The sequence below is a fragment of the Bradyrhizobium sp. SZCCHNR1017 genome (assembly GCF_032381375.1).
GTDB lineage: Bacteria > Pseudomonadota > Alphaproteobacteria > Rhizobiales > Xanthobacteraceae > Bradyrhizobium.
This window is the reverse complement of sequence record NZ_JAUHIR010000013.1, coordinates 189,449-207,995: the sequence shown is the minus strand read 5'-3', so window position 1 is coordinate 207,995 and position 18,547 is coordinate 189,449. Positions and strand designations below refer to the sequence as shown.

Here is an 18,547-nt window from a genome sequence, read left to right as displayed (position 1 = left end):
GGAAGTCTCACTTTGAGGTGCGGGACGTCGCGTGGTACGCGCGCTCTGAGCAGCGCCTGTCACGCGGGAAATCGAGGTCCGGTTTTGCTGAAGGGCGATGCAGTACCAGACTTATCCGGGCATTACGAGCCATGAACGCTCCTTCTTTCATGGATCTGGCGTTGAAAGCGGCCGAATCGGCCGCAATTTCCGGCGAAGTGCCGATCGGCTGCGTCGTGGTGCGGGACAATGTGGTCATCGCCACCGCCGCCAACCGCACTCTGACCGACCGCGACCCCACCGCCCATGCCGAGGTCCTGGCGCTGCGCCAGGCCGCGCAGGCGATCGGCAGCGAACGGCTGGTCGATTGCGACCTCTACGTCACGCTGGAACCGTGCACGATGTGCGCTGGCGCCATCTCCTTCGCCCGCATCCGCCGGCTGTATTATGGGGCCGCCGATCCCAAGGGCGGCGCCGTCGAATCCGGCGTGCGGTTCTTCTGCCAGCCCACCTGCCACCACGCGCCGGAGGTCTACTCGGCCGTCGGCGAGCAGCAGGCGTCGCAGATGCTGAAGGACTTCTTCAAGGCGCGGCGCTGACGAGGCCTCGCCCCGGCCGCATCATTCGCGAAAGCGGATGTGGATGGGAAGGCCGCTGACCCCGCTCATGAACGGCGACTCGACCCGGCGCACCCGTCCGGCGAGCGCGATATGCGACGTACGACGGAGCAGCTCCGCGAACATCGCGCGCATCTGCATCCGCGCCAGCTGCAACCCCATGCAGACATGCGGGCCGCGGCCGAAGGCGATATGCGGATTCGGACTGCGATCGATCCGGAACGTGCCGGCCTCGTCGAACATGGCTTCGTCGCGGTTGCCGGAATGGAAGAACAAGGCCAGCGCCTCGCCCTCGCGAATGACCTGGCCGGCGACCTCGGTGTCGCCGACCGCCGTCCGCATGAAATGGCGCACCGGCGTGGTCCAGCGCAGCATCTCCTCGATCGCCGGATCGAGCAGCTCAGGCTCGGCGCGCAACCGCTCGAGCTGGCCCGGGTCCGCGAGCAGCGCCTCGAGCCCGCCGGCCAAAGCGAGCGAGGTGGTGTCGTGGCCGGCCGTCACCAGCAGGATGAAATAGGAGATCAGCTCGTAATGCGGCATTGCGGCGCCATGCGGCGCGCTCTCCGCGATCAGGCTGGCGAGATCGTCGCGCGGGCTGGCGCGGCGGTCGGCGACCACGGCTTCGAAGTAGTCGCGGAGCGCCAGCATGGCCATGCGCATGGTGTCGCCGGGCGCCTCGGCAAAACGCCGCTGCGGATCCTCGGCGGCCACGAATGCCTGGGCGAGCCGGGCAAGCCGTGCGTCATCGGCTTCGGACGTGCCCAGCATGCGACCGATGACGCGGAAGGTGAAAGGCAGCGCGACGTCGCGTGCGAAATCGCAAGCATCACCACGCACGGCAACACGGTCGAGGATCTCGGCGGCCCATTGCGTCAGCCAGCTCTCCATCGCGCGCAGAGCCGGCGGCGCGAAGGCGCCCTGGATGACCGCGCGATAGGCGGCGTGATCCGGGGCATCCATCTCGGTGAGGCTGCGGACGGCCTGCGGCTTGCCGGTGACCCGCTGCAGCACGGCCTCCGAGGCTGCGCTGGCAAGATAGGTGCGGGGTCCCGCAGCGAAATCCTTGCTCCGCGTCTCGATCGCGACGATGTCGGCGTGGCGCGTGACGGCCCAGAACGGACGCACGCCCGGGCGCTCGACCCAGTGCAGCGGCGCGTGCTGGCGCAACAGTGCGCAGGCCCGTTCAAGCCGCAAGGGGCTGGCGTGACCTTTCGAGGAGATCAGCACATCCACCGCGCGCGCGATCGCGGCAGCGTGTCGACCGGGCTTGGACGAGAGCAACGGAGCTGCGGACATCAGTGCGACGGATCGCCGTCCGAGACGGCCGGCTCGGGTCTGCGGCGCACCAGCAGGGTGAACTCCTTCATGCCGTAACCGCCGATGACCTCGACCGGCGCGGCAAACTCGCGCTCACAATGGGCCGCCCAGATCTCCGGCGTGGTCCAGTACAGCCGCGCCGTCGCGGCATCGGAGGCCTCGTCGTCGTCACCGTGGGCCCGCATGAAGTTGACGCCGAAGCCGCGGCGGCTGGTGGCGAACATCTGCCGCAACAGGCACTTGATGTAACTCTCCCAGGCCTGGCGCGGATAGCCGACATTGACGTTCATGATGCCGGACGCGACCGAGTAGTCGGCGATGCGCGGGCTCTCCGCGGCAACGACGAAACGCCGCTGCGGGCCGGCAAAGCGCCGACGGGCGCGGCTGATCATGGCGCGCGACAGATCGATGCCGAGATAGTCGATCTCGCAGGTCGGATAGCGCGCGGCCAGAAACGGCACCAGCGCGCCATAGCCGCAGCCGATGTCGTTGAGGCTGAACGGCGCCGACGCATCGCACAGCTTCATCAGCTGCACGAAGCGCAGGCCCTGCGTCGCCTCGCATGACCAGTCGACGCCCCGCGGCGTCGCGCCATGACGCGCGACGCATGCGGTGTAGTAGGCATCGACGTCGGAGCAAATGGCCTGAATAGAAGGAGCCTTTTGTCCGGCGCCGTCGCCTGCGGTCAGGCTCATTTTTTGCCGCGCTTCTGAACACGCCTGGTGCGAGCAACTTCGGCCAGGTTCTGACGCGCCTCTCGTCCGGGAGTGGTCGGTATCGAAACGATCACATGCGTTTCGAGCGAGAACACGACCGGACGGCCTTGCGTAACCGTCACCCGAGGATCGTCCGCTGCCGAATGGCAGACAATCGAAACAGGAAGCGGCTTCTCGGATTCCAGGTCGTCCTTGAACGCCCGGATGACACGGTCGTGACCATTCACGCCATCAAGATCGGAGGGATAGGTCCTGAGGTGTTCCAAGAAACGGTACCACCGGCGACGCTCAGTCCAATCCTGCGGCACGATCCCCAGCAAAGCGAACGATTGCTGCAAGCCATGCTGCAGTGAAAAAACTCCAAACTCGCGCTGCAGCTCGACCATTTCCGGCAAAGCTTCAGCCTCGAAACGCCTGTTCAACTGCACAAGAATATCGAGCGTCGTACTGTCTTTAATCATCATCCCCATGTGCCCAGCCTCCTAATAATGCTTCATGGAAAGCGGGCATACTGCACGGGTCATCTAGTACCTTCAAGAGAGGATCGGCACGCTATCAACATGGGTTTGTAGACCTCGGCACCCGAGACTTCCAGCAGGCGCTCGGCGTCGAGCAGCGATCCGACAGCTTCTGCGTCGTTCCGAAAATCGGAGTCGGACGAACTGATCAAACATCGCAGCAGCACCGCGTGGAGTTCACCGATCCTATCCGTCCTGCGTCGGGCGATGACGCTGGCTTCCTCAGCAACGTCGAGTGCACTACGGAGGTCTCCTGCGCGATAAAGAACGTCAGCCAGATCGCTCATCATGCGCGCTTCGAACTCGAGACCTGCCCTGGCGCGCCTCGAGTACTCGATCGCTTCCCTGAGATCATACGCGGCGTGAGTGAAATCGCCTGCAGCCGCCCGAGCAAGACCAGCCCCTGCCAACGCCTGCACCCGAATGTACGGCATGCCCGACGCTTCAGCGATCTGAAGCAGCTCGGCAGAGTGCAGAGCTGCGGCCTCAGCACGACCTTGCCATCGAGCAAACTCAACAGCGGCAAAGTGCGGGATAAAACGGACCACCGGAGCCAACTGTTCGGGAGGGGTATTCAACAGTTCGAAAAGCTGAATTTCGAGCTCAGCGAAACAGCCGAGCTGGACCAGGATTCGCGTCCTGAGGCACTTGATCCAATATTCAACATCGAATCCCAGGATCTGATTTGGCGTCAGCCCCAGAGTCACACTACTGTCAAAACCACCTTGGTTAGCGATCGTCGCCTGCGCCGTGTTCGCCGCTGCTAGCGCGTCTCGTGCTCTCCCCGACAGCAGAAGCGCCTGCGCCAGCATGGCGTTGACGGTCGCATAGCGGCCGACATCGCCCTCCTCCGAGGTCAGCTTGACCGCATTCTGCACGAGGTTGACGTAGTCGTCGGCTGCGCCGGTCGAGGCGAGGACGCGGCCGTAAGCGCCGAGCAGGATCGGCTCGTGCATCTTGTCCGAGGAGCGCGCATAGCGCAGCGCCTCCTCGGCGAAAGGCCTCACCTCCTCGGCCGAGATGCCCTCCCGCCATCCGCAATTGAGGATCTGGCCGCTGGCAAGCGCCCTGAGGCGATCGACGTGCTCGGATGGCGGCACCGTCTGCAGCATGGAGCGGATCTTTTTCCAAAGCCGCAGTGCCTCGGCCGTATTGGTGCGGCCGATCCAGCGCGCCGCGCGCTGCAGATGCTCGACGGCCTGCATGGTCTGGCCGGCGAATTCGTAGTGCGAGGCGATCAGGGCGGCGAACTCGTCCTGCGTGCCCCAATCCAGCGCCTCGATCGCCTTGGCCACGGCCACGTGTACGCCGCTCAGGCGCGAGCGCAGCTGCATGGCATAGGCCACCTCCTGGATCAGCGGATGGCGGAAGGCGAGCACGCCCATGTCGAACGGCGGCAGATCATAGAGAAGATCGGCATGCCTCAGTTGTGCGAGCGCGTCGAACAGGTCCGCCTCGCTGAGCCCGACGACCGGCTTGAGCACGGCGAGCGCGACCGAGCGGCCGATCACAGCCGCTGTTTCCAGGACGCTCTTGGCGGTCTCGCTCAGACGGTCGATGCGGGCCGCTACCACGGCATGCACCGTCGGCGGCAGCGGAATCGGGCCGATCCCGCCCTTCAGCCGATAGGCGCCGCGCTCACCCTCGAACCCGCCGCTCTCCGAGACCGCGCTCGCCAGCTCCTCGAGGAAGAAGGGATTGCCCTGCGCGCGCTCGATGATGTCGCCGACCAGCGCCTCGAGCGATGCGTCGTCGCCGAAGACGCCGCGCAGCAGTTTGCGCGCCTCGGCGGATGCGAGCGGCACGATGTGCAGCTCGTGAAACGGAGCCCGCTGCATGAAGGACGCGGCAAAACCAGGCCTGTAGTTCACGACCAGCAGCGTCTTGGTGCCAATCGAGGCCTCCGCGAGCGCCTCGACGAACTCCTCGCTGGCCTCGTCGAGCCAATGCAGGTCCTCGATCATGATCACCACGGCGCCATCCGCCGGCGCCGAGCGGAACAACGTCTTGAACACGTTGAGGAGACGCGTCTTGAACACGCCCGGATCGAGCCGAAGCGCGGGACGAGACGGATCGGCAAGGCTCATGAAGTCCAGCAGCAGCACCAGCGCCGTATCGGGAATGCCGAGGGCCTCGAGCCTGTCGACCACCCGTTGTCGCGACACCTCGACCGGCTCCTTCGCCCGGATGCCGAAGAAGTCACGCAACAATTCGAGCACCGGCTGGAACGGGGTGGCGCGGCCATGTGCCAGCACGCGCGCCTCGTAGACGCGAATGCCCTGGCGGCGGCAGTGCTCGGCGAACTCGAAGCACAGCCGGCTCTTGCCGATGCCGGCCTCGCCGACGATGCCGACGACGGCGCCTCTGGCCGCCAGGACGTCGTCGAGCTCGCGTTCGAGCACCGCAAGCTGAGCGTTGCGACCGATTAACGGCAACAGCCGCTGCCCGCTGCGGAAGACGTCGCTCGCCGGCGCGTTCAGGCGGCCGATCAGCTTGTAGATCGACACCGGCGAGGCAATGCCGCGCAGCGTGCGGGTGCCGAGCGGCTCGGCTTCCACGAACTGCCTGGCGCCGGTGTAGGTCTCCTTGCTGATGAGGATGGTCCCTGGCTCGGCCATGTGCTCCAGACGATTGGCCAGATGCACGTTGGCGCCGGCCGCATCGTAGGTCTGGTACATGCTGTTCTCGACGACCTGGACGATCACCTCGCCGGTGTGCAGTCCGACGCGGACCTGCAGATGCGGATCCGCCAGGCGGGCGATCGAGTCCTGCATCGCGAGCGCACCGAGGCAGCCACGCACGGCGTGATCCTCGTGCGGCACCGGCGCGCCGAACAGGGCCATGACGCCGTCGCCCTGTGTCTTGTTGACGACGCCGTCATAGCGGTGAACGGCCTCTTTCATGAGGTTGAGGACCGGATCGAGCCGTTGCATCGCGAGTTCGGGATCGCCGAGACTATCGATCAGCTGGGTCGAGTCACGAATGTCGGCAAACAGGATGGTGAGTCGCTTGCGCTCACCGCCCTTGCTGCTCAGGGTCCGTAGCACCCGCTGGGCGTTCTGATCCGGCTGAGCCAGCCGGCCCGGCAACGGCGCGCCGCATTGGCCGCAGAAGCGATTCGACAGGCTGTTGGTCTGGTTGCACGCCTCACATCTAAGGCTGAGCGGCTCGCCGCACCGGTCGCACGAGGCTCTCCCGGGCTGATTCTGCCTGCCGCACCGCGCGCATTCCATGGCCCCTCCGTTCCACGGCGGAACTGATTCATCCCATCACGGCATGAGTCTATGGAACTGCCACAATTCTCGCGGGAAAAATAGCCTTGCGGGGCCGCCTGCGGCGATCACGATGCTCAGCCCCGACCGCTTTCCTGCGCCACCGCCTGCCAGGCAATGTCGCGCCGGCAGAAGCCGTCAGCCCATTTGATGCGGTCGACGGCCTGATAGGCCCGCGCCTGAGCCTCGGCGACGCTCTTTCCCGACGCGCAGACATTGAGGACGCGCCCGCCATTGGCGAGAATGGCGCCGTCTTTCGCCACCGTGCCGGCGTGGAAGATCTCCACGCCCTCGATCCTCGCGGCATCGTCGAGTCCCTCGATGACACCACCCTTCGCGTAGTCGCCGGGATAGCCCTTCGCGGCCATGACCACGGTGACGGCGGCGTCGGGAAACCAGCGCAGGTCGAAATTCTTCAACTGCCCGTCGCAGGCGGCCAGCATGGCGGGCACGAGATCCGACATCATCCGCAGCATCAGCACCTGACATTCCGGATCGCCGAAGCGCACGTTGTATTCGAACAGCTTCGGCCCCTGAGCCGTCAGCATCAGGCCGGCATAGAGAATGCCCTTGAAGGGGGTGCCCCGGGCGCTCATCCCGGCAATGGTCGGCTGAATGATCTGATTCATGATCTCGTCATGAATCTCCTGCGTCACGAACGGCGTCGGCGAATACGCTCCCATGCCGCCGGTGTTCGGTCCCTGGTCGTGATCGAACACCCGCTTGTGGTCCTGGGCAGACGCCAGCGGTATCGCGGTCTCACCGTCGCACAGCGCGAAGAACGACACCTCCCGTCCTTCGAGAAACTCCTCGATGACGACCTCGGCGCCAGCGACGCCAAAGCCGCCCTCGAACATCATCTTGATGGCGTCCTCGGCCTCGGCAACCGTCTTGGCCACGACGACACCCTTGCCGGCCGCGAGTCCGTCTGCCTTGACGACGATCGGAGCGCCGTGCTCGCGGACATAAGCGAGCGCCTCGGGGGCATTGTCGAAGCGGCAGTAGGCGCCGGTCGGGATGTCGTATTCGGCGCAGAGATCCTTGGTGTATCCCTTGGAGCCCTCGAGCTTGGCGGCGAGCCTGGATGGGCCGAACGCCTTGATGCCGGCAGCCTCGAGATCATCGACGATGCCGGCGGCGAGCGGCGTCTCGGGGCCGACCACCACCAGATCCACCTTGTTCGCCCGGCAGAAGGCGATCACCGCCGCATGATCGGCGACGTCGAGCGCGACACATTCGGCCTCCTTGGCGATCCCGGCATTGCCGGGCGCGCACCACAGCTTGGTGAGCAGCGGCGAGCCGGCAATCTTCCAGGCGAGCGCGTGCTCGCGGCCGCCGGAACCAAGGAGCAGAATGTTCATCGTCGATGCCGTCGCAGAGGGGTGGGCCAATTTGGACGCCCCAATTGCCCGGCCCTTGCAACGGAGTCAAATCATGGCTCCGGCGGCTTCGCGGCAGCGCCGGCAATGATACCCTGCAGGTTCGCGACATAGCGGGCGAAGGCCGCACGGCCGGCCGCGGTCGCCGTGACCGTGGTCTGCGGCTTCTTGCCGACGAAGGCCTTGTCCACGGCGACGTAGCCGGCCCGCGCCAGCGTGTCGATATGCGCGCCGAGATTGCCGTCGGTGGCGCCGGTCAGCTTCTTCAGCCGGACGAATTCCAGCCCGGCCACGGCAGGCAGGGCATTCAGCGCCGCCATGATCTTCAGCCGCAGCGGTTGGTGGATGATCTCGTCGAGCTCCGCCAAACCGTCAGCTCCGCCGCATCCACAAGCCGCCGAGAACCAGGCCGCCGCCATTGACGAACGCCATCCACAACGGGAAAGCCTTGCCGATGAAGAGGTAGCCGACCAGGGTCAGCGCGGTGACGCAAAGGCCGAACACCGTGAACGCCGCGCCGAACCACAAGCCGGCGAGGCCGTAGAACAGCATGAAATAGATCGGCCAGAATGCGCCCATCTCGCGCGGTCCGAAATGGCCGATCGCTTCGACGAAGAAGCCGAACGCAAAGAACATGACGAAGGCGAGCAGCGCCCGGAGATCGAAGCTGCGTACGCCGGAACGCGCCTTCTCCGTCGCGCCCAACACCAGCGACCCGGCCAGACCGAGGACATAGACCGATAGCCAGGCCTTGTCGGCGTAGTTGGGCGCGAGATAGGTCACGAGATTGCCGGCGAAGACGAGAACGCCCCAGAGGATCATCAGCAGGCTCGACAGCCGATAGATCTGCGACTGCCGCACGCGCTTCGTCACATCCTCGATGTCGCTGAGCGCCCGCGCGGCTTCCAGGCTGTCGATCATGCGGTTTGGACCTCTAGTGCGTCGCCACGTCCTCGGCGATCGCGCTCACCGCCTGCGGCGCCGACACGATCTCCATGTGATTGACGCCAGCGATCAGCTTCACGTCAACGCCCGGCACGACGGCGTGCACCGCATCTGCATATTTGTCGGCGAGCATCAGCTCGTCATCGGCGCCGGCGATGACGGTCACCGGGTGCTTCGCCGCAGTGAAATCGGCCTTGTAGCCACGGGTCGCGAAATTGCGGAACAGCCGGTAGCTGTAGGTCGGCGCCAGGAATTTCTCCGAGTTCGGCCTGACAGCAAAGGCCAGCACAGGCAGTGCCTCGCAACACGGCATGCCGATGCGCCTGAGCACGCCGAGCGCCAGGATGCGCGGAATGTCGGGACCGGCCCAGCCGCCCGAATTCTCCCGGTTGGTCGGCGCGTCGTAACCCAGATAGGGCGCGAGCAGCACGGTGCGCGTGAACAGATCCTGGATCGGGGCGCTCGCCGCGCGCAGCGCGAAGCCGCCGCCAGCCGAATGGCCGAGCAACACGATCGGTTGGGCCGGAATCGACCTCCTGACCTCGGCGACGAGGTCGGCGAGATCGTCTTCGAGCTGTCCGAGATGGCCGATGTCGCCGCGGGTGCCGGAGCCGCCATGGCCGCGAATGTCGGGCGCGAAGGTATCGATGCCGCGCGCCGCCAACGCATCGGCAAGGGCATGCACGGCGACGCTGGAGCCGGAGGAGCCGTGGACCACGATCGCGACCTTGCCGACAGCCGTTCCGCGCGCCGGGTAGTGGCGATAGGCGAGCTCGGTGCCATCGCGGGCACTGAAGCGCTGCAGGCCGGGCATGGTGCTGCGGTCGACCTGGCCGGCGGTCTCCGAGATCGACTTGAGCTCGGGCGGGCGCACCAGTGGCGTCGCGATCATCGCAGCCAGGGCCAAAGCGAGCACGCCCACGAGGCAGAGCCCCCATCCTAGGACCCGAAACAGGAACTTCACGCCGCGTCGCACGCTCTCCTCCAGCCCTTCTGCATTTTACAGAGTACTCTGTACTACAGAGCTATCGAAAAGGCAACGGCTTGATTGGCGGCGGACGCGGAAAGCCCCTACCTTGGCTGCTGCTCCCCGAACCGAATCAAACAGCGATGCCGCCTGCGGAAGCCTTGCCCAACGCGCCCGAATTCACCGTCACCGAGCTGTCCTCGGCGCTGAAGCGCACGGTCGAGGACCAGTTCGGCCACGTCCGGGTGCGCGGCGAGATCACCGGCTTTCGCGGGCCGCATTCCTCGGGGCATTGCTATTTCGCGCTCAAGGACGAGAGCGCCAAGATCGAGGCGGTGATCTGGAAGGGCGTGCATGGCCGCATGCGCTTCAAGCCCCAGGAGGGGCTCGAGGTGATCGCCACCGGCAAGCTCACCACCTATCCGAACTCGTCGAAATACCAGATCGTCATCGAGGCGCTGGAGCCGGCCGGGATCGGCGCGCTGATGGCGCTGATGGAGGAGCGCAAGCGGAAGCTCGGGGCCGAAGGACTGTTCGATCCCGCACGCAAGCAACTGCTGCCATGGCTGCCCGAGGTGATCGGCGTCGTCACCTCGCCGACCGGGGCCGTCATTCGTGACATCCTGCACCGGCTCGAGGACCGCTTTCCTCGCCGCGTGCTGGTCTGGCCCGTGAAGGTGCAGGGCGAAGGCTCGGCCGAGCAGGTTGCCGCCGCGATCCGCGGCTTCAACGATTTGCCGCAGGATGGCCCGATCCCGCGGCCCGACGTGCTGATCGTCGCGCGCGGCGGCGGCTCGCTGGAGGACCTGTGGTCGTTCAACGAGGAGATCGTGGTCCGCGCCGCGGCCGAGAGCATGATCCCGCTGATCTCGGCGGTCGGCCACGAGACCGACGTGACCTTGATCGATTTCGCCGCCGACAAACGTGCGCCAACGCCGACCGCAGCCGCGGAAATGGCGGTGCCGGTGCGCAGCGAGCTGATGCAGGAGGTCGCAAGCCTCGCGCGCCGTGTCGGCGTCTGCTGGCAGCGCAGCCAGGAGAGCCGCCGCAACGAGCTGCGCGCCGCCGCGCGCGCCCTGCCCGGCCCTAGCGATCTGCTCGCCATTCCCAGGCAGCGGCTGGATTCGGCGGCCGCCGGCCTGCCACGCGCGCTGAAGACCAACACGCATGTACACTTTCGCCAATTCGCGGCGGCGAGCGCCAAGCTCACTCTGCGCGTGCTGCACGCGCAGATCGCGCAATCACGCCATCGGCTCGTCGCGTCGTCCGAGCGGCTGTCGCTGTCGTCGCGCGGCCAGTTGCACCGGCGGCGCGAGCGATTCGAGGCGCTCGACGCCCGCTTCAAGGCCTCGCGCCAAGCCTATGCCCAGGCCAAGCGCCAGGCCATCGGCCGCGAACGCGACCGAACCGAACGTCTTGCCGAGCGGGCCCGGCGCGCGTTGCTGACCCAGCTTCAGCGCCTGTCGGCCCGCGTCGGCCAGAACGAGAAGCTCCTCACCGCGCTGTCCTATCGCAGCGTGCTGGCCCGTGGATTTGCCCTGGTGCGTGACGAGGCCGGCCACCCGCTTCACCATGCCGCGAGCATCGGTCCGGGCGCCGCGCTCTCGATCGAATTTGCGGACGGCAAGGTCGCGGCCACGGCGGGCGCGGACCGCCCGCTTCCGCCGGCAGCGCCGTCATCGCCGAAACCTGCGCGCGAGGCCAAGCCTTCGGCACCGAAGCGCACGCCCGATCCCGCCGACCAAGGCAGCCTGTTCTGAGTGGCCTTCAGCGCGCCAGCCAATCGGCCACGAGCTTCTGCGCATCGGCGCGCGCCTCGGGATCCGAGCCGACATGGCCGCGCTCGGGCGCCCCGGCGTCGGATCCCGCGACCTGATGCAGCGGCAGGTTCACACGATCGAAATCGTGATAGGCGCCGGGATAGATGACGATGCGGGTCAGCGCGCTGCGGCCGCGCGCGCCATCGATCATCTGCCGGCACGCGGGCGGCGAATAGACGTCGTCCAGGCCGCCGATCAGCACCAATGTCGGGACGCGCGTGCTCCAGCCGAGGCCGGACGAGGCGCGGCAATCCGGATAGAACGCCACCGCCGAGCGAAAATCCGGCGAGACATGCTCGGGCAATTGCGGGCGCACCGCCCACAACAGCGCGCTCGCGCCGGCCGCCCAGCCGACCAGGCTGACCCGGTCGGGCATCGCCCAGGCTTGCTCGGCCAACCATTTCTGCGCGATCACGATGTCGGCGACACGCTCGCGCCGGCCGCTGATACGACGCTCCTTGACGCGGCATTGCGGGCCCAGCCCGCGCGAGCCGTAGCTGTCCGGCAGCAGGACGGCCTTGCCGTCCCTGACGAGTTCCTCGGCCCAGTCGCGATAGCGCGGCAGCACCGGCTCCGAGCGGCCGGAAAGCCCGCCGCAGCCGTGGAGCGCGACGACGACCGGAAACGGGCCGGCCCCCTTCGGCCGGTAGAGCTGGGCGTGCAGCACATAGCTTCCCGAGGGGATCTCGACCGCGACGGGCGCTGGCAACGGCTCTGCCAAGGCTGGAAACGCCGTGGCGCAGAGCAGTGAGACGACGATGGCGACGAGGGAGCGCATCAAACCAGCCGGGCGGGACAAGCGGCGGATATCGCAATCTAGCTAGCACGGAGTTTCGAGCAGAAGCATCACAAATCAGTGGGTTTGCGCGGGGGGACAGCGTCCCCCATCTATGCTAGGAAATCATCGAAATTCGGCCTGTCGTGTGCGCGCGGCGCCCGCGTAGGGGGACTTCACGTCAAGGAATTGGAGATCGCGGACGTGCTCAACAAGTTTGGTCCCTCGGGCCAGGGCGAGGCGCAGGTGCAGTATCTGGATGGCGATTTCCGGGTGATCTCACCGGGAAGCTATGTGCGCTGCGCGGTCACCGATGTGCGGATTCCGCTGGACGAGCTGAAGTATTGGAGTGTCGATCTGCAGGAAGCCTACGCCCTGCCGAGCGCCGTGCTGCAGCGGCATTATCCTGGCGCATTGAAGGCCAACGGCTGATCTTTGCGCTTCGCTGACAGCCGTTGCACAACCAGCGCGCGCAACGCGGCGAGATCGTCGAACTGCAGTGTGACCGGGAATGCCATGACATCGGGCGCGGCCTCGTGGCCGCGGAACCGCACGAGATCTTTTTCCGTGGTCACCAGGGCAAATCCATCACGCCTGGCTTCGTTGGCGAGGGCCACGACGTCGCCCGCCGTGAACGGGTGGTGGTCCGGAAAGGCACGCTCGCGCCTGACGTCGAGACCAGCGCCGCGAAGGGTGCGGAAGAAGCGGGCGGGGTCGCCGATCCCGGCAAACGCCAGCAACGGCCTGCCCCGCAGCGCCGCAACGATCTGCGGATCTGGCCGCAACGCGGCTGAAAACACCGGCTTGCCGGCCGCCAACACATGTGAGGCGACCGCCTCGCTGGCTCCGCCGCTGCCGATCACGACCAATGCGTCGGTGCGCGCCAGTTGCGGCGGCAGCGGCGCGCGCAACGGTCCGGCGGGAAACACCTCGGCATTGCCGAGGCCGCGCGCGCCGTCGATCACGATCAGCGCGAGATCCTTCGTGATCGACGGATTCTGGAAGCCATCGTCCATCAGGATGACGGTGGCGCCTTGCGCCTTGACGAGACCGATGCCGTCGGCGCGATTGCGCGCCACGACGACCGGCACCCGCGCCGCCATCATCAGCGGCTCGTCGCCGACATCGGCAGCCTCATGGACCGCAGGATCGACGACGACGGGACCGCCCAGCCGGCCGCCATAGCCACGGCTCAGCACCACCGGCCGCTCGCCGAGGTCACGCAGAATATCGGTCAGCGCCAGCACGGTTGGCGTCTTGCCGGCTCCGCCGACGTGGAAATTGCCGACGCAGATCACCGGCAGGCCGGCATCGACGCCGCCTTGCGCCATCCGGCGTGCGGCAACGGCGCCGTAGAGTGTCGAGAGCGGAGACAGCAGACGCGATTGCCAGGAGGCCGGCCGATGCCAGAAGGCCGGCTCACGCATCGCCGGCGGCCCCCATCTCGAGCCTGACCTGCAACAGATACGGCTCGAGCGCTGACAGCGTCCGCTCCAGCGCGCCACCGAGCTGATCGACCACCCGCGTTCCTGCCGCAACCAGGCTGTTGCCGGCTGCGGGATCAGCGAGCAGTTGCCGGAGTTGGCGGATCAGCGCCTCCTGATCGTGGGCGAGCCTGGCTCCCCCGGCTTTGTCCAGCGACTCATAGACGTCGGTGAAGTTGAACACGTGCGGCCCGTGCACGATGGCCGCACCCAGCTTGACGGCCTCGATCGGATTCTGGCCGCCATGCTCGACCAGCGAGCCGCCCATGAACACGACCGGCGCCAGCCGGTAGAACAGGCCGAGCTCACCCATCGTGTCGGCGACGTAGATGTCGGTGCCGGCGAGCGGCTGTTCCTCCCGCGACCGCAAGGCGCCCCGCAGGCCGGCACTTGCGACGAGCTCGGCGACCGCCGGGCCACGATGCGGATGGCGCGGCACGATCACGGTGAGCAGCGACGGATAGGACACCGACAAGGCCTTGTGGGCCGCAATCAGGATCTCGTCCTCGCCGGGATGCGTGGAGGCGGCGACGACGACCGGACGGCCGCGCGTCATCGCCGTGAGCCGATCGAGCTTCGCCGGATCGGCGGGCGGCGCCGGCACGTCGAGCTTGAGATTGCCGGTGGTGATGACGTTGCGCGCGCCGAGCGCGGCGAACCGGTCGGCATCCGCCTGCGACTGCGTCAGGAAGAGATCAAAGCGTCCGAGCAAGGCGGAGATGGTGCCGGACATGCGGCGCCAGCGCGGGAACGAGCGCGGCGACATGCGGCCGTTGATCACCACCATCGGCACCCGCCGCGAGGCGCCGGCGAGGATGAGATTCGGCCAGAGGTCCGACTCGATGAACAGCCCGAGCGAGGGACGCCAATGATCGAGAAACCGCTCCACGAAGCGCGGCGTGTCATAGGGCACGTATTGGTGGATCACGTCGGGCGGGAAGCGCTTGGCCACGATGGCGGCCGACGTCACGGTGCCGGACGTGATGAGGATGCGGATATTGAGCTCACGCAGCCGCTCGATCAGCGCCGCCGCCGCCAGCACCTCGCCGACGCTGGCACCGTGAATCCAGACCAGCGGACCCAGCGGGCGCGTGTCATGGCTCAGGCCGCGCCGCTCGTCGGTCCGCTCGGGATCCTCCTTGCCGTGCTTGAGCCGCTGTCTGATCAGTGCCGGCGCAAGCGGCACCGCCGCCGAGGACAACCCGCGGTAGACACGCAGGGCCATCGGCAGGGGGCTAGGCACTCGATGCTCCCGACGCGACCGGCGGAGGACAGGCCTCGGGACGGCCGACGATCTCATAGGCGCGGCGCATGCATTCGTTCAGCGTCGCCTCGAGGTCGAGACGTGCCTCTTCCATCATCGCGGCGTCGGCATCGCGCGGCACGTTGATTTCCTTGATTCCCACCAATGCGCCGCGGCCGAATGGCAAATTGATGGTGGTGCTGTCCCAGTTCTTCAGGCGGATGAAGCGGCTCGTGACCATTGCGAACGGCATGATCGGACGTCCTGATTCGCGCGCGAGCATGATGATGCCGAGACCCGCAATCCGCGCCCGCTTCGGCACATCGGCGGTCGATGCAACATTATAGTTGTCTTCGAGCGCCCGCACCATCTCCTTGAACGCCCCCACCCCGCCTTTCCGGTGGAAGGAGGAGCCATGATCGCCGGAGCCGCGGATGGTTCCGATGCCGAGCCGCTCGGCGGCGATCGCGTTGAACTCGCCGTCGCGATGCCGGGAGATCAGCACCTTGGCGCGATAGCTCGGCTTGTTCTTGATGAAGGGGGTCAGCAGATGCTGGCCGTGCCAGAACGCGAAGATCGCCGGCATCTGCGGCTCGACGATGTCGTAGACCTCCGGCGGCTCATAGGTGAAGCGGTTGGTCAGCCACACCAGCCGCAGGTACTCGGCCGCGAGAAACCCGACGGCGCGCTGGAACCAGCCGCTACGCAGCGTATTACGGATCAGATGTTTCAAGTCGCGAGCTTTGCGTCTTACTTCGTATCCTGACCGGGATCGAGCAGCCGGTGCAGGTGAACGATGAAATAGCGCATGTGGGCGTTGTCGACCGTCATCTGCGCCTTGGCTCGCCAGGCGGCGTGGGCCGCCGCGTAGTTCGGATAGACGCCGACGATATCGACCTTGTCGAGATCCTTGAATTCGTTCTTGTCGAGGTTGATGAGCTCGCCGCCGATCACGAGGTGAAGGAGCTGCTGCGAGGCGCTATCTGTCATCGGTATCGTTTCCTAGTCAACGCCTTGCAGGCGACGTGGAGGGTGCGATCCAGGGCGTTCAGTCCGGCGGTAACCTGCGATACTGCGCGACGATGTCGGCATGTCGGTCGCGGCCCGCCGCCACCAGCACCCCGTGCACCACCTCCGGACGATTATAGAGGATCGCCTCGCCGGACAACGCGGTCATTTTACCCCCCGCTTCCTGCACGATCAAATGAGCCGCCGCAAGATCCCAATCGCGGCTTTGCCCGCCTGCAAAAGCGGCATCGAGCCCGCCATGCGCGACACGGCAAAGGCGCAGCGCCAATGATCCGATTCGCGGATGGAGTTCAATCCGCGCAGAATTCGGAGCCAACCGCTCAACCAACGGTTTTGGACCGGCCACGCGCGAGAATTCGAGCTCTCGTCCGGGCGCCACCCGAACCGGCTGTTCGTTCAACGTGGTGCCGCTACCGCGGGCGGCGAAGAAGAACTCCTCGCTGACCGGGACATGCACGGCGGCGAGTATCGGCGCACCGTGCTCGACCAGCGCAACGCTCACGCACCAGTCGTTGCGGCCGCCGAGATAGGACCGCGTGCCGTCGATCGGATCGACGATCCAGACCCGCGACCGGCCGAGTCTTTCCCGATCATCCGCGCTTTCCTCGGACAGCCAGCCGTAGTCCGGCGTTGCGGATCGCAGCCTGCGTTCGAGCAGTGCATTGACCGCCATGTCGGCTTCGGAGACGGGCGACGACGCCCCCTTGGTCCATTTGCGCAGCTCCGTTCCGAACATCGAACGTGCGAGCTCGCCGGCTTCGCGGACCGCCTCCTTCAGGAGCCTGGCGTCTGCCGCGAGGCTGGTCTCGTTCGGTTTCTCGATCTCATCGTCCGCCAAGCGTCAATCCTTCGATGCGCACCGTCGGCGCATTGACGCCATAGCGGAATTCCAGATCGCTGGCGGGCGTCATCGACTTGAAGATCTCGAACAGATGCCCGGCGATCGTCACCTCGCTCACGGCATAGCCGATCTCGCCATTCTCGATCCAGAAGCCGGACGCGCCGCGGCTGTAGTCCCCGGTGACGCCGTTGACGCCCGAGCCGATCAGGTCGGTGACGTAGAAGCCCTGCTTGATGTCCGAGATCAGCTCCTTGGCTGTCACGACACCGGCTTCGAGATGCAGATTGAACGGACCGGGCGAAGGCGACGACGACACGCCGCGATGGGCGTGGCCGGTCGTCACCATGCCGAGCTCGCGCGCGGTGCCCGAATCCAAGAGCCACGTCGTCAGCACGCCATCGTCGACCAGCGCGGTCTGCTTCACCTTCACGCCCTCGGCGTCGAACGGCTGCGACCGCAGTCCGCGCTTGCGCAGCGGGTCATCGATGATGCGGATGCCCTTGGCGAAGAGCTGCGCGCCGAGCTTGTCCTTGAGGAAGCTGGTCTTGCGCGCGATCGAGGCGCCGTTGATGGCGCCGACCAGATGTCCGACCAGCGAGCCGGACACGCGGGGATCGAACACCACCGGCACCTGGCACGTCGCAACCTTGCGCGGATTGGCGCGCGCCACCGCGCGTTCGCCAGCGCTGCGCCCGACGGCCGCGGGCGCCAGCAGGTCGGCGCCGTGCGGAGCCGCCGTGTAGTCGTAGTCGCGCTCCATCCCGGTGCCTTCGCCGGAAATGGCGGTCGTCGAGATGCTCTGGCTCGAGCGCAGATAGGCGCCGTGAAAACCGTCGCTCGTGACCAGCACCATGCCGCCGATGCCGGTCGAGGCCGACGCACCACCGGACTTCGTCACGCCCTTCACGCCGAGCGCGGCGGCCTCCGCCTCCTGGGCACGGCGCTCCAGCTCTGCGGTCGAGGGAATCTGCGGATCGAGCAGGTCGAGCTCGGGAATATCGCGCGCCAGCAGCGCCGGATCGGCGAGGCCGACATATTGGTCGTCAGGCGCCACCCGCGCCATCGCCACGGCCCGCTCGGCCAGCCGCGCCACGCCGTCCCCGCCGACGTCGTTGGTCGACACCACGGCCTGGCGCTTGCCGACGAGAACGCGCAGGCCGACATCGTCGCCTTCCGAGCGCTCGGATTCCTCGACGCGCCCGTCACGGACCTCGACGCCTTGCGAGATGCCGCGCACCGCGATGGCATCGGCGGCATCGGCGCCGGCCTTCCTCGCGGCTTCCACCAGCCGCTCGGCGAGCGTTCGCAGGGCGGACTGGTCGAGCAGATCTGATTGGGCTGATGTCGACGATGAGGCTGGGGAAGAGGTCACGAACACGATCCGATCGATGTCAGGTGGGCGGCGAAGACGGCTCAATCCAAACGAAATGTGGCCTGTTCACGCCGACTTCAAGCAGGACGGCAGACGGCACATCGGATTGTCGGCAAATCGGCAAGGTCTCGTCAATCATGCGGGGCAAGCGCTTGTCAATCATGACGGTAGGAGGATCATGCGTGAGATCTGATTAACCAGGCTTGTTAAGCCGATACGGGCGATCCGCGTGGCAAGGTCACACGCATCGACCGGGAGCATAATCCCGGCGGG

Annotated in this window: 18 protein-coding genes; 3 read left to right on the top strand and 15 right to left on the bottom strand. The window is 66.6% G+C overall.

All coding sequences use genetic code 11. The features are described 5' to 3' along the window. Nucleotides 1-131 precede the first annotated feature (131 nt). Nucleotides 132-578 (top strand): nucleoside deaminase, encoded by a 447-nt coding sequence (locus tag QW863_RS27695; RefSeq protein WP_315716695.1) that lies wholly within the window; start codon nt 132-134, stop codon nt 576-578. A gap of 21 nt (nt 579-599) precedes the next feature. On the opposite strand, the gene QW863_RS27690 is transcribed toward QW863_RS27695, so the two are convergent. The 8 genes from QW863_RS27690 to QW863_RS27655 form a co-directional block, all read right to left on the bottom strand. After that, a complete protein-coding gene (locus QW863_RS27690) occupies nt 600-1,892 on the bottom strand; it encodes a cytochrome P450 (protein WP_315716694.1) in 1,293 nt (430 codons plus the stop codon). Continuing rightward, nucleotides 1,892-2,608, bottom strand: a complete 717-nt coding sequence (locus QW863_RS27685) for a class I SAM-dependent methyltransferase (protein WP_315716693.1) — start codon at nt 2,606-2,608, stop codon at nt 1,892-1,894. The genes QW863_RS27690 and QW863_RS27685 overlap by 1 nt, the downstream gene beginning before the upstream one ends. Beyond that, the gene (locus tag QW863_RS27680; protein WP_315716692.1) at nt 2,605-3,099 is read right to left on the bottom strand and encodes a hypothetical protein; all 495 of its coding nucleotides are present in this window, start codon (nt 3,097-3,099) and stop codon (nt 2,605-2,607) included. The genes QW863_RS27685 and QW863_RS27680 overlap by 4 nt, the downstream gene beginning before the upstream one ends. A 50-nt stretch (nt 3,100-3,149) precedes the next feature. Beyond that, nucleotides 3,150-6,380, bottom strand: a complete 3,231-nt coding sequence (locus QW863_RS27675; protein ID WP_315716691.1) for an AAA family ATPase — start codon at nt 6,378-6,380, stop codon at nt 3,150-3,152. Nucleotides 6,381-6,496: 116 nt separating this feature from the next. Next, nucleotides 6,497-7,780, bottom strand: coding sequence for a phosphoribosylamine--glycine ligase (gene purD, locus QW863_RS27670; RefSeq protein ID WP_315716690.1), 1,284 nt, complete (start codon nt 7,778-7,780; stop codon nt 6,497-6,499). Between the two features lie 71 nt (nt 7,781-7,851). After that, nucleotides 7,852-8,166, bottom strand: a complete 315-nt coding sequence (locus tag QW863_RS27665; protein WP_315716689.1) for a transcriptional regulator — start codon at nt 8,164-8,166, stop codon at nt 7,852-7,854. 4 nt (nt 8,167-8,170) lie between these two features. Continuing rightward, nucleotides 8,171-8,719 carry a hypothetical protein gene (locus QW863_RS27660; RefSeq protein ID WP_315716688.1) on the bottom strand — a complete coding sequence of 183 codons (549 nt, stop codon included), beginning with the start codon at nt 8,717-8,719 and terminating at the stop codon, nt 8,171-8,173. A gap of 13 nt (nt 8,720-8,732) precedes the next feature. Further along, nucleotides 8,733-9,635, bottom strand: coding sequence for an alpha/beta hydrolase (locus QW863_RS27655; RefSeq protein WP_315716716.1), 903 nt, complete (start codon nt 9,633-9,635; stop codon nt 8,733-8,735). Nucleotides 9,636-9,853: 218 nt separating this feature from the next. Between QW863_RS27655 and xseA the strand changes: the two genes are divergently transcribed. Continuing rightward, nucleotides 9,854-11,470 carry an exodeoxyribonuclease VII large subunit gene (gene xseA / locus QW863_RS27650; protein ID WP_315716687.1) on the top strand — a complete coding sequence of 539 codons (1,617 nt, stop codon included), beginning with the start codon at nt 9,854-9,856 and terminating at the stop codon, nt 11,468-11,470. 7 nt (nt 11,471-11,477) lie between these two features. Here xseA and QW863_RS27645 read toward each other — a convergent pair whose 3' ends face one another. After that, nucleotides 11,478-12,308 (bottom strand): dienelactone hydrolase family protein, encoded by an 831-nt coding sequence (locus tag QW863_RS27645; RefSeq protein ID WP_315716686.1) that lies wholly within the window; start codon nt 12,306-12,308, stop codon nt 11,478-11,480. A gap of 201 nt (nt 12,309-12,509) precedes the next feature. Between QW863_RS27645 and QW863_RS27640 the strand changes: the two genes are divergently transcribed. Then, a complete protein-coding gene (locus QW863_RS27640; protein WP_315716685.1) occupies nt 12,510-12,737 on the top strand; it encodes a DUF2093 domain-containing protein in 228 nt (75 codons plus the stop codon). Here QW863_RS27640 and lpxK read toward each other — a convergent pair. The 6 genes from lpxK to QW863_RS27610 are packed head-to-tail and all read right to left on the bottom strand — an operon-like array spanning nt 12,707 to nt 18,274. Then, complete coding sequence (gene lpxK / locus QW863_RS27635; RefSeq protein ID WP_315716684.1) at nt 12,707-13,732, bottom strand: tetraacyldisaccharide 4'-kinase; 1,026 nt, start codon at nt 13,730-13,732, stop codon at nt 12,707-12,709. The two genes, QW863_RS27640 and lpxK, sit on opposite strands and share 31 nt — an antisense overlap. After that, entirely contained in the window at nt 13,725-15,032 is a 1,308-nt protein-coding gene (locus QW863_RS27630; RefSeq protein ID WP_315716683.1) for a 3-deoxy-D-manno-octulosonic acid transferase, read from the bottom strand. Before QW863_RS27630 ends, lpxK begins: the two co-directional genes overlap by 8 nt. Then, the gene (locus QW863_RS27625) at nt 15,025-15,765 is read right to left on the bottom strand and encodes a lysophospholipid acyltransferase family protein (RefSeq protein ID WP_315716682.1); all 741 of its coding nucleotides are present in this window, start codon (nt 15,763-15,765) and stop codon (nt 15,025-15,027) included. Before QW863_RS27625 ends, QW863_RS27630 begins: the two co-directional genes overlap by 8 nt. Nucleotides 15,766-15,782: 17 nt before the next feature. Then, nucleotides 15,783-16,022, bottom strand: a complete 240-nt coding sequence (locus tag QW863_RS27620; protein WP_315769337.1) for a DUF4170 domain-containing protein — start codon at nt 16,020-16,022, stop codon at nt 15,783-15,785. A 58-nt stretch (nt 16,023-16,080) separates the two neighbouring features. Further along, nucleotides 16,081-16,884: a 3'(2'),5'-bisphosphate nucleotidase CysQ gene (locus QW863_RS27615; RefSeq protein WP_315716715.1), complete on the bottom strand. Its 804-nt coding sequence runs from the start codon at nt 16,882-16,884 to the stop codon at nt 16,081-16,083. A gap of 1 nt (nt 16,885) precedes the next feature. Next, complete coding sequence (locus QW863_RS27610) at nt 16,886-18,274, bottom strand: TldD/PmbA family protein (RefSeq protein WP_409977976.1); 1,389 nt, start codon at nt 18,272-18,274, stop codon at nt 16,886-16,888. Nucleotides 18,275-18,547: the final 273 nt, after the last annotated feature.